The organism is Caballeronia sordidicola, assembly GCF_002220365.1.
GTDB lineage: Bacteria > Pseudomonadota > Gammaproteobacteria > Burkholderiales > Burkholderiaceae > Caballeronia > Caballeronia sordidicola_C.
Map to the genome: position 1 here is coordinate 1 of NZ_MTHB01000163.1, position 7246 is coordinate 7246.

Sequence of the window (7246 nt, forward strand, 5' to 3'; positions counted from 1 at the left end):
GATGGCTTTGAGTTTCGGCGAACAGCGTAACAACGGCACGATTTCGCTATCCCAAACGTCGGCAAAGGGATTTGTCCGCGTCCGCCAATCGCGTTCTGGTTTCTGCGAGGGCAACTCGGTCGCTTTGGTTACGCGGCGAGCCGTACGCACGCTCATACCTGCTTTCGCGGCGGCAACTTCCTGTGTGTGGTCTTTGCGCTTGGTCATGTAGAGATGAACCTGTCGATCGGTGATGTGGGTTCCAGACATTGGCGAACTGCTCTTTAGCTGCAGTCGACCATCCTATTCCCCGCCGAATCAGCGCTGCCGGTGGTTCGTCGTCTACGGCGGCTACGCCGCCTTCGACACCTCACCGCCGGCCATCATAGTTGTCGCAAAAGCGGACTTCCCAATTGTCGCGCACCAGCTTCAGCATTTGAATGCTTCGATGGCCAGTCAGGCTGGCAACTTCGATGGGATGTAGGCCCTTCTCAAAGAAGCGACTCGCTGCCTCATGGCGAAGATCATGCCACCGGAGGTCGCGCAACGTAGGATCAACAGCGCTTGCCTTCTTTAACGTCCGCTTCCAAACGCATATCACTGCATTAACGCTCGTTCCTAGGACCCGCCCGGTCAATTTCTCCGGGGTTGCATCGGCAGGGCCACACCAAGAGCGGCTAGCGCGTGTGTCCGGGCCTTCCGCAATGGCTGCTAGATGACGAAATACAGTGATGGCTCGGTTAGAAAGAGGTAGAACAGCCGGCACGCCTTTGTTGTCGGCGCCTCGGGCATTAGGAGGGAAGCGGAGGAGTCGATTGCGAAGATCGAGCCATTCCCACTGCACGCTGAAGAGGGCACCTTGACGCAAACTCGTCTCGATCGCTAGTTCGAAAGCAGGGGCTGCCCACGGGTTGCCGCTTCCTGATAGCAGTGCGTAAAGTTTCTCGAATTCGCCTGCATAAAGACGCCGATCTCGCGCTTGACTGCCAGAAGGCTTGCGAATGTTCTTCAAAGGATTCGCCAGCGCCTCCATGCCCCATTCTTTACGTGCAATCTCAAAAAGATGGCTCACCACCTGTAGTTCAAGCCTGATGGTGTTTTCAGCTCGTCCGGCCGCCCGACGTTCGTCTCGATACTTTGCGAAATCAGCGCCGCGCAGGTTAGCGAGAGTTCGATGCGATAGTTGGTTGTCGATCCAACGTTGGATACGTCGGTTTTCTTGGTAAGGGTGGCGTTTCTCTGGGACGATTTCGCGACGGTACCGCTCTAGTGCCTCACGGAGCGTAGTCCGTTCGGCTTCAGTGCGATCGATGTATGACCCGCTATCGATCTCCGACTCAACTCTCCGAGCCCATTGCTGCGCTCGCTGTTTGGTGTCGAATGATCGATAGATAGGCTTGTAACCGCGTCGGCGGACTTCTGCGCGCCAGTAAGCGCCACGCTGGCTGATGTATGCCATTTCCAGACTCCATGCGAAAGATTGAAATCGCTTGGTCTGGATTCTTCCGTTCCGGCAGTTTTCCGGCAAAGGCCAGTTTTTGACGCCCGCTCCTCGGCCTACAGACGAAAAAAAAGCACCGCGATTTCTCGCAAGTGCTTGATTTCCTACTGCTAAATTCGGTGGTGGGGCGTGACAGATTCGAACTGTCGACCTACGGATTAAGAGTCCGGACCAATTTTCTGTCTTTTCATAGGGTTGCAGCTGATTTGTGCTTCGCAAATCGAGCCGTTCTTGCTGCAAAATGACCTTGAATTTAGGCCGGCGACAGGCGTTTGCGGAGCGCAGGGCTAGGTGATTGCTGGAGTTGTCTATGTCGAAAGCGAGCTTTGATGAGGGGCATGTCAGAGGCAGACACCAGGGTTGGCGCGTGATTGCACTCCAAATAGCTGCATCAGACCGGCGCAGAACTGGCCGAAAAGCCGATAAGGATCCGCGTTCACCGACGCAGCCGTTGCAAATTCCGCTTAGTTGATGTGGCCCTATTTTTCAAATTAGGCCGTGCCAGTACAATGTGTAAATATACATATTGGCGCGCCGTCACAGAGGTGGTATGGCAATTCCAAACCCCGTTCGCATCTTTCACATCACGGCTATCGCGAACTTCGCTCAGGTTTGTGCCACAGCCCACCTTTGGCCAAAAAACGTATTGGCCAAAGCAGGAATGAATTACAGCAACATCGCCTACCAGCGAATTCAGCGTATGCGGGCGGAAAAGGCGGTTACGAAGGGGCCCGGCGGGCTGCTCCACGATTACGTGCCGTTCTACTTTGCGCCCCGGTCACCGATGCTGTCGACAATCAATCAAGGAAACGTCGAGGGTTGTCAATGGCGGCAAGCCGACATCATCCACTTGGAGTCGACCGTGCCTCATGTCGTCGGTGCGCAACTCAAATACGTCTTCTACGACCGGAACGCCTCGCTTGTAATCGCTCGCCCGTACGACGATTTGGGCCATATAGACAAGGTCTCGTGGGACCTCATTACCGAACAACCGTGTATGGATGGCTACTGCAAATACTGGTTCAACCGTAATGATCCGCCCCGCTATGTGGATCGCATGGAGCGCCGACAGGCAGAATTTTTAGTGCATGAGCGTTTCCCGTTGGAACTCGTGACGCGCATCGGCGTCGCCAACGAACAAGCCCGAACCGTTGTCTCCAATATCGTCGCGGGCGCGGGTTTGGCGATTCCTACGACCGTTCAACCAAATTGGTATTTTTGAGGATGAACACCATGACCATCAAGATCGAAACCGGAGACCTGCTTAAGCAAGACGGAATCGATGCGATCGTCAACACAGTCAACTGTGTTGGCATCATGGGCAAGGGAATTGCTCTTCAATTCAAGCGAAAGTGGCCCGACAACTTTAAGGCGTACGAAGGCGCGTGCAAGCGCGGCGAAGTGGTTCCAGGGAAGATGCACGTCTTTGACTCGGGCGGTCTTATCAAGCCCAACTTCATCATCAACTTTCCAACCAAGAATCATTGGAAAGAAAGATCGAAGTTGAGCTACATTGACGACGGTCTTCACGACTTGATAAATCAAATCGAACGGCTCCACATTCGCTCGATAGCTATTCCACCGCTCGGATGCGGCAACGGCGGCCTCGACTGGGATGAAGTTCGTCCACGCATCGAAAAAGCTTTCCAGGCGCTTCCGAGCGTCACGGTGCACTTGTTTCCGCCAGGAGCTACTCCCGACGCTAAGTCGATGGAGACAGGCACGAAAAAACCGAGGATGACTCGCGGACGGGCAGCGATTCTCAAACTTCTCGAAGTCTACAAAGAGTTAAATTATGGTTTAAGCAAAATTGAGATCCAAAAGCTAGCTTACTTCCTTCAAATCTCGGGGGAGGACCTGAAGCTTAACTTTGAGGCTCACACTTACGGTCCTTATGCAGCCCAGCTTGGACACGCGCTCCAAAACATGGAGGGGCATTACATTCGCGGTATCGGCGACGGCGTAGCTATGCCTGACATAGAGCCTATTGAGGGTGCCCTATCGCAAGCTGAAGAGTTTTTAGAAGCCGCAGAGGGGACTGGTCTGAATGAGAAGATAGATCGAATCGACGATCTTATCGCCGGATTTAAAACCCCCTATGGCTTGGAGCTTTTGGCGAGCGTTCACTGGGTTGCAACTCATGAGCCTTTCGCGCGCAACGAGAGCGAAGCGTTGAGAGCCGTGCAGATGTGGAATGAGCGAAAGAAAACACTGATGGAAGCAGATCACGTGGCTGCTGCTTGGCAGCGACTATCCGAGTGCCAGTGGATTTAGCGTAGCAGACAATGGCCTGCATTGGACCGTGAATGGGCGGGACCTCCTGTAGCACGTTGGAACACAAAGCCGCCCCTGTGGGCGGCTTTTCATTGTTCGTCGTCAGAAGCAACCCAACGATGCCGGACACGCATGGCAGAGTTCTCGCTCCCGTTTGCCTAACAGTTTGCTTGCGCGTCCCCTTGGCCTCAGGCTCAGCACGCACTCGAAAGCTCTTTTGCGAAGCGTTTTGGCTTTGGCCCTTGCCAAACATCGAAGAAAAATGGGTCGGCACCCTTATAGATGGTTGACAAAATCGTCGAAATGCAGAATTATGTGGTTGACAAAACCTCCATTTTGCAAAAATGACGACAACCTCGCATCCATCCGACTTCTACCTCGACCTAACTGAAGATCGACTTCAGACGATTGCAAACCATTTGTTGGACGTTCGATACAACGCCCTCGCGGTGTTGCAGAGTGAGTACGACAACAATTACACGCGTGAATGCACAGTCTTTGGCCGGCAGCGCGAAATGCTCATTCGCCTCGCGTTACGGAAGGAGCATCCTTGGCTCGAATTGAAGCATTCGGGCATGGATGTGACATTTTGCATCGGTTCCGTGCCGTGTCGTTTTTTCACTGACGATCCAAATCATCCGCAGAAGCACGGATTTTTCCGACGTAACCAAGTGGATCAATTGTTTGCGCCGGAAGATACGGAGCCGGTCGTATGGCGGTTCGTGATCGAGCGGGCGATGACGGATGACGATGAAGATCAGGTTTATCTGATCGGCTACAACGTGTTTGAAGAAAAAATTTGCGAATGGCGTCATCAACCGACTGCTGGGGCATTACATTCGGTGGATTCCACTACCCCTCCCGTCGTGGATCTGCCTGACGCAGAAATTAGCGTTCGAGTCCCTGACGACGAATCGGATATTGAACCGGCATCGGAAACTGGGACGGAAAGTACGTAATGCAAGCAAGTTTTAGCGGAGCTGCTCTTCGTATGGCGCGCCTCCTTAAGGGATATTCTCTTGAGGAAGTTGCGGTGCGGGTCGGTAAGACGCGTCAGTACATATCGAAACTGGAGGTAGGTAGTGGCGCACCTGCAGGGGAATTGAGTGTCGCTTTAGCCTTGGCGCTGGACGTTATGCCCAGCTTTTTCGAGTTAGAGCGTTCGCCTAACGCAATCTCAGAAGAGCAGGTGCATTTCCGTAGATTGGCAACAACCAAAGTCTCGGTGAAGCAGATAGCCCTAGCTAAGGCTTCTATGATGCAGTGCGTTGTTAGTGCGATAGAGAGTCACTTGCAACTGCCGCCGGTGCGGATACCTCAATTCGATGGAGCTGTGACAGCGGTGGAGATTGAAAAAGCCGCGGAGCATTGCCGTCAAGAGTGGGGTCTAGGGCTTGGTCCGATATCCAATATGACTCGACTTGCTGAGAACGTTGGGGCAGTTGTGACAACCTTTAGTGGAGTTTCTAGCGAGGTTGATGCTTTGTCGTTCGTGGGGGAAAGGCCAATCATCGTTCGCAATGACGCAAAGGAAAGTGCATGCCGGCAACGCTTTGATATCGCTCATGAATTAGGACATTGTGTGATGCACTCTGGTCGGGTAACTGGTGACCGCGTATCAGAGAGTGAAGCGAACCGATTCGCCAGTGCGTTCCTTGTGCCGCGGGCCATGATGCTCAAGCTTTTTCCGCGTTCACGAGGTACATTCCTTGATTGGAAGGGCATAAGCGAATTTAAACTGACTTGGAAAGTGAGCAAGGCTGCATTGTTATACCGTGCTCGCCAGTTGGAGCTAATTTCCGATGAGCTTTACCGCCGTGGCGCTATTTCATTGCGCCGAGGCGAAGCTACAAGGGAACGAGAGGACGATCAAATACCTATGGAGCAACCACGATTACTGCATCGCTCCATTACGTTATTACGTGAGCGATTGGGGATTACGCTTCCGGTTCTTGCCTCGCAGCTAAGTGTGACAACTGAGTTATTGCTCGACTTGCTGAATGAGGACATAGAGCCTGCGGAACCCGATTACGTGCCCGTCGGTGGAAACGTAATTCCGATGGCGCGACGTTAGAGAGCGGGTTGAAAGTATATGTCCTGACGGTTTTGCCAAGCCGCCAGGGCTAATTTCTACGAGAAAAAGCGGCTCAGCAAAATCGGGACTACGTACTCGGGTTGTTTTTGATGGCGTTTACGGCCGAATTCATGGGGTTGAGATGGAGCATAATTTTGAACAATTGAGAGCTCACATACTCCCGCTCTCTGTCTCCAAGGATTTTGATACTGCTAGGAGCGAGTGGGTTCTCGTGGGCGTTCAGATAAGTGAGGAATTCGATCATTGTCCTTGTGGCAAGGAAATCAAAGAGCATTGTCATATACAGAATCGCTTAAATGGGAACACTGCATACGTCGGAAATATCTGTATCAATAGATTTATCGGCATCGAAACTGGAAATCTATTTGATGGACTTAAGCGAATTGCTTTGAACGATGCTTCTAATGCAAATGAGGATTTAATTTCACACGCATATAAACTTGGCTACATTTTTGAAAAAGAATACAAATTTCTTATGCAAACGAAGTTAAAAAGGAAGTTATCGGATAAGCAAGCCGCATGGAAGAAAAAGATCAATCGCAGAATAATAAATCAGACGGTTGTGCAGCGGCGAGGTTGACGGCAATAAACTTGACTACAACTACGAGCCACATCGATTTGCGTTACCGGGGCGGAAAGGGAGTTGTTCTAATGGGCGACGATCGCGTTGTGCACGTTTCGGTTGGTCGACAAAACTTTGTCGTTGAACTTGAGCAGCGGTAGCGCGGTTCGTCGCCGCGAGGTGGGTACTTGCAACTAATGGCACGTCGCGGCTAGCAAGGCGACATGGGGCTACGGTCCGAGCGGAACGTTCGGATTTAAGGCCATCGTGGTAAAGACCGGTTTCATGACTGTGGCACAGCGACTTTTTAACGATAATGCAATGAACAATTTTTGGATCCCGTTGCTGGTGGACGGGCAAATTGTTGCATCGAATTGGTCCAGGACACGATCGCGGGCCCAAGCGGGCTTATCATTCCTCTCGTGGCTTCCAACCAAGTCGATAGCGTTTTTGGGGATAGGGATTTCTATCGGTTTGGTAGCGTTTCATTATTTCCGCTGGCGCTGCGAACGTAAGCGTCATCTGAAGGCCGCATGTACAGGCAGCTGGATAGTGTCCAAAGTAGTCCCCACCAAATAAGTGATGGGGACTACTTTGTCTAAAGATGAGATGCAGATTTCAAATCGCAAGGGCCGACCGAACTACGATCCGGCCTACAAACGACAGGTCGCGATCGCGGCCTGTGAATCCAATGTTTCCGTGGCTAAACTGGCTCAGGCCCATGGACTCAATCCAAATATGGTTTTCAAATGGCGCCGCGAATACCGCGCCGGGTTGCTTAGCAACGGCGGCGCTGAAGCGACAGTGCTACTCCCTGTGACCTTGCCAACGGAGG

Annotated in this window: 7 protein-coding genes and 1 pseudogene; 6 read left to right on the forward strand and 2 right to left on the reverse strand. The window is 52.3% G+C overall.

Going from position 1 to position 7246, the window contains the following annotated elements:
- Together BSU04_RS47175 and BSU04_RS23990 are read right to left on the reverse strand one after the other, a co-directional pair.
- Positions 1-249 (reverse strand): annotated as a pseudogene (locus BSU04_RS47175) (IS21 family transposase); the annotation flags it as partial.
- Positions 250-349: 100 nt separating this feature from the next.
- On the reverse strand, positions 350-1438 hold the full coding sequence (locus BSU04_RS23990) for a tyrosine-type recombinase/integrase (RefSeq protein ID WP_089162924.1): 1089 nt from the start codon (positions 1436-1438) through the stop codon (positions 350-352).
- Between the two features lie 592 nt (positions 1439-2030).
- Here BSU04_RS23990 and darT point away from each other — a divergent pair.
- The 6 genes from darT to BSU04_RS24020 form a co-directional block, all read left to right on the forward strand.
- Positions 2031-2702 (forward strand): type II toxin-antitoxin system toxin DNA ADP-ribosyl transferase DarT, encoded by a 672-nt coding sequence (gene darT, locus BSU04_RS23995; protein WP_089162925.1) that lies wholly within the window; start codon positions 2031-2033, stop codon positions 2700-2702.
- Positions 2703-2713: 11 nt separating this feature from the next.
- Positions 2714-3754: a type II toxin-antitoxin system antitoxin DNA ADP-ribosyl glycohydrolase DarG gene (darG, locus tag BSU04_RS24000; protein ID WP_089162929.1), complete on the forward strand. Its 1041-nt coding sequence runs from the start codon at positions 2714-2716 to the stop codon at positions 3752-3754.
- A gap of 575 nt (positions 3755-4329) precedes the next feature.
- On the forward strand, positions 4330-4713 hold the full coding sequence (locus BSU04_RS45660; protein ID WP_179258421.1) for a hypothetical protein: 384 nt from the start codon (positions 4330-4332) through the stop codon (positions 4711-4713).
- Entirely contained in the window at positions 4713-5828 is a 1116-nt protein-coding gene (locus BSU04_RS24010; RefSeq protein WP_089162927.1) for an XRE family transcriptional regulator, read from the forward strand. The genes BSU04_RS45660 and BSU04_RS24010 overlap by 1 nt, the downstream gene beginning before the upstream one ends.
- A 142-nt stretch (positions 5829-5970) precedes the next feature.
- Positions 5971-6429, forward strand: coding sequence for a hypothetical protein (locus tag BSU04_RS24015; RefSeq protein WP_089162928.1), 459 nt, complete (start codon positions 5971-5973; stop codon positions 6427-6429).
- A 576-nt stretch (positions 6430-7005) separates the two neighbouring features.
- Positions 7006-7246, forward strand: a 241-nt coding sequence (locus BSU04_RS24020) for a transposase (RefSeq protein WP_256983260.1), incomplete at its 3' end; no start/stop codon positions are given.

What these genes read in the sequence shown, in the direction of transcription:
- BSU04_RS23990 (WP_089162924.1), bottom strand. Translation starts at nt 1,438, where the DNA reads ATGGCATACATCAGCCAGCGTGGCGCTTACTGGCGCGCAGAAGTCCGC.
- darT (WP_089162925.1), top strand. Translation starts at nt 2,031, where the DNA reads ATGGCAATTCCAAACCCCGTTCGCATCTTTCACATCACGGCTATCGCG.
- darG (WP_089162929.1), top strand. Translation starts at nt 2,714, where the DNA reads ATGACCATCAAGATCGAAACCGGAGACCTGCTTAAGCAAGACGGAATC.
- BSU04_RS45660 (WP_179258421.1), top strand. Translation starts at nt 4,330, where the DNA reads ATGGATGTGACATTTTGCATCGGTTCCGTGCCGTGTCGTTTTTTCACT.
- BSU04_RS24010 (WP_089162927.1), top strand. Translation starts at nt 4,713, where the DNA reads ATGCAAGCAAGTTTTAGCGGAGCTGCTCTTCGTATGGCGCGCCTCCTT.
- BSU04_RS24015 (WP_089162928.1), top strand. Translation starts at nt 5,971, where the DNA reads ATGGAGCATAATTTTGAACAATTGAGAGCTCACATACTCCCGCTCTCT.